We start from the raw sequence: 3,702 nt of genomic DNA on the forward strand, positions 1-3,702 counted from the left end.
CCGTTCAAATAACGTAGAACGATTTGTATTTTTTCATCAGCTGTAAATTTAGCCATAGAAAAACTGCACCTCCAATTGTTAGACTGTGTCTAACAATTGGGGTGCAGTTCATTACTACTAATCTTATTATGTTTTCTTTTATTTGTTATCTTATATGCTACAAGTGCAAAGATATAAGGAAATACAAAAAGAGTAGTGAACCTCTAACGAACATCAATTGTACTAATAAATAACAAATAATAAATAAACAAAGATTGATATCATAATTTTTTATCACTTGTATGACCTCTATTACCAAAATTGAGAAGTTCAAAAATTATTTTTAGGTTTTGTATAGATTACTATTCAAAAGTTAGAAGTATAATTTCATTTTTTTGTTTTATTACAGATAATACGATACAGGAAAGCCCATAGCGGACCCTAATCCGCCTTTAGGATCGATTTTCAGTTTTGGTTAAACCAAAACACCATAGAAAAGTCTAAGCCTTTAAAAAACTGATGTGTTCCTAAAAAGATGGCATATGAAGTTCGGTATCCAAATTCATGCAATCGGTAAAATGATATGTGTCATCAAGAACAAGACGCTGAAACATCTGAACTCGAATCTAATACTTATTGAACTATAAAAATATTTAATAGCATTTACATTAAATGTTTTATATTTTACCACCTACACATAAATTACACAGGTTAACTTCCCTAATATAAAATTACAGCTAATTTAAACTCATAAGAGATGTATTCGTGACAAAATTTAGCATATTCAAAAATACTATTCAATAATTATTTTTGAATAGTATTTTTTGGAGTTAAATGAATATAATTTGCAGAAATTTTTACAAATTGTTGACGTATGATTTTAAATGTTGTTATCGTATAATGGCAAACTAATGATAAAAATAATACGATAAACATCACTGGTTCTAAATTTTATCTATTATTTATTTTTGTTTACAAATATTTGTATTAGGATTACACCAGTTTTAAAAGGACGTGTAGATCATGAAAATTGGAGTAGTTAAAGAATTAAAAAAAGGGGAAGCTGGTGTAGGAATGACTCCTGAAAATATCAGAAAGTTAGTTGTGGATGGACATCAAGTTGTGGTACAGAAAGATGCTGGTTTAGGTTCTGGTTATTCGAATGCGGAATATATAAGTGCAGGAGCAAATCTAGTATCTCAAAGAGAGGCGCGAAAAGTAGATATGGTGGTAAAAGTTAAAGAGCCATTACCTGCAGAATATCACTACTTTAAAAAAGACCTTATAGTATGGAGATTTTTACATCTAGCGGCTTCAAAGGAATGTGTAGAAGCAATGCAAAGGGCTGGAACTGGGAAACGATTAGTGAGGACGGTGTTTTATCTCTATTAAAGCCTATGAGTACGATTGCTGATCGTCGCGCAGTCTTTATGGGTGCTTAGTATTTAGAAAACAAAATCAAAGAGAAGGTATTTTATTATCAGTTATTGAGGAAATGTCAGGGGGAAATGTAGTTATTTTAGGTGGAGGTAATGCATGTGATATGGCAATCGGAATTGGATGTAATGTCATTATTTTAGATGTAAATATAAAACAAATAGAATATTTAAAACAAAAATATATAAATGATCCAGTTGAGATTATCGAATTCAATACCTAAAATTTAGAAAATAAAATAAAGGATGAAGATTTATTTCGACAATATTAATACCAGGATCTAAGCCTCCAAAAATTGTGAAAGAGTATATGGTGCAATTAATGAAACCAGGTAGTGTGATTGTAGATATTGCAATTAATCAAGGGGGAACAATAGAAACAGTCGATCACTATACAACACATAACACTCCTATATTTGTTAAATACGATATAATTCATTATGCTGTGCCAAATATGCCTGGTGCTACGCCGCGCACTTCGACCATGGCGTTAGCGAATGGAAATGCTTAAACATTTATTGGTAATTGCTAAAGACGGATTGGAAAATGCATTGAATCATACGCCATCATTAGCATCTGGTATAAACATTTATAAAGGCATCATCACGTATGAAAATTTAGACACAACATTATAGATTATAAACCTTTGAAAGAAGTGCTAATATGATTATTCAAGACTAGCCACTGATATAAAAAGAGCTCACAAGAAAGTGTTTAGGAATGTACGCAAAACGCCTCTTGTTAAATCGTTTTATTTAACAAGTAAAACAGGTGGAGAAATTTATTTAAAACTAGAAATAATGCAATTAACTGGATCTTTTAAATTTCGTGGCGCGTTTAATAAAATTTTGAATTTAACCGCTGAACAAAAAACACGTGGGGTTATTGCTTATTCAGCGGGCAATCATGCACAAGGCGTAGCATTATCTTCTCATTTACTAGGGTTTAAAAGTAAATTTGTAATGCCAACTTCAGCACCACAAGCTAAGGTTGATGCAACTAGAGGATATGGTTCTAAAGTTGTATTATATGGCGAAACTTTTGATGATGCTAAGGCTAAATGTGAGGAAAACATACAAGAAACAGATGAAACTTATTTACACCCATATGATGATGTAGAGGTAATGACTGGTCAAGGAACTATTTGTTTAGATATTTTGGATGAAATGTGGGACGTAGATACTGTAATTGACCCCATTGATGGTGGAGGTATTATTTCAATGATTGCAGTTGCACTGAAATCATTTAATCCGTCAATTAATATTATTGGTTTCCAGGCTAATAATGTCCATGGGATGAAAGCTTCATTTGATACTGAAAAAATCTTATCTCAATATGAAGCACCTGCAATTGCAGATGAATGTGCGGTTAAAATACCTGGAAACTTAATCTTTGAAATTGTTAAAGAATTAGTGAATGATATTGTTACAATATCAAAAGATGAACTAGAGGTAGCAATGAAAGATTTATTACAACGTGATAAAGCTGTAGTAGAAGGCGCTGGAGTTAGCTATAGCAGCTCTACTTTCAGGAAAAGTTCAACATTATACAATAGGTAAAAAGGTAGTGGCAGTTATATCAGGTGGAAATGTGGACTTGAAACGTATTTCAAGTCCACATGTCTTTGTAGCTAATGAAGTAAAATAAAGGTTTATTTAACCTATAATATAGATTGATTTTATGAAAGAAGAGCTAGGAATAATATCTTAGCTCTTCTTTCGCAAAAGGAAGCATACATAGTGGCCAACTTATTTAAAAAATTTGATGCATAATAATTAGAGGGTAAAAGTTAAATTTTAAAATAAACGCTAGGGCCAATTAGTCATACAGGGTTAGGGATTGACACGATGATTGGTAAAGGAGTTCTCTTATTAACTGGATAAATGACAGCAAGATTTGTTGATCCATTAGTTATTTTTTTCATTCATGATTACAGCAAATGTTTGTGGATTTGTAGTATTATGTTATGCAGAAGTTATGTCTACATTTCCGGTATTGGGTATTGTGTACACATATACCTATGCAACAATTGATGCATAGGTAGCCCCTTCATTTATAAAAAGCATAGATATCTTCATCAATAGGTGAAAATATCTATGCTTTTTTATTTCAAGACAGAGATATACTGTACTCATAAATATAGAAATATGTATTTAAGAAAGATTGAAAGCGTATTAAATAATCTGATAGGAGATGTAGCTATATGACAGTATTCAATGTTAAAGAAATTAATAAAATACCTTTTGAAAGTAATATCATTCCAAAAGGAAACCGTAACCGTCCTGCA

Annotated in this window: 3 pseudogenes; all 3 read left to right on the forward strand. The window is 31.4% G+C overall.

What is annotated here, in order from left to right:
- Nucleotides 1-1,002 precede the first annotated feature (1,002 nt).
- Nucleotides 1,003-2,082 (forward strand): annotated as a pseudogene (locus tag ACS2CR_RS33685) (alanine dehydrogenase).
- A gap of 22 nt (nt 2,083-2,104) precedes the next feature.
- Nucleotides 2,105-3,062, forward strand: a pseudogene (tdcB, locus tag ACS2CR_RS33690) (bifunctional threonine ammonia-lyase/L-serine ammonia-lyase TdcB).
- A gap of 200 nt (nt 3,063-3,262) precedes the next feature.
- Nucleotides 3,263-3,446, forward strand: a pseudogene (locus tag ACS2CR_RS33695) (amino acid permease); the annotation flags it as partial.
- Nucleotides 3,447-3,702 lie beyond the last annotated feature (256 nt).

The sequence above is a fragment of the Bacillus cereus group sp. BceL291 genome (genome assembly GCF_051776705.1).
GTDB classification, from domain to species: domain Bacteria; phylum Bacillota; class Bacilli; order Bacillales; family Bacillaceae_G; genus Bacillus_A; species Bacillus_A cereus.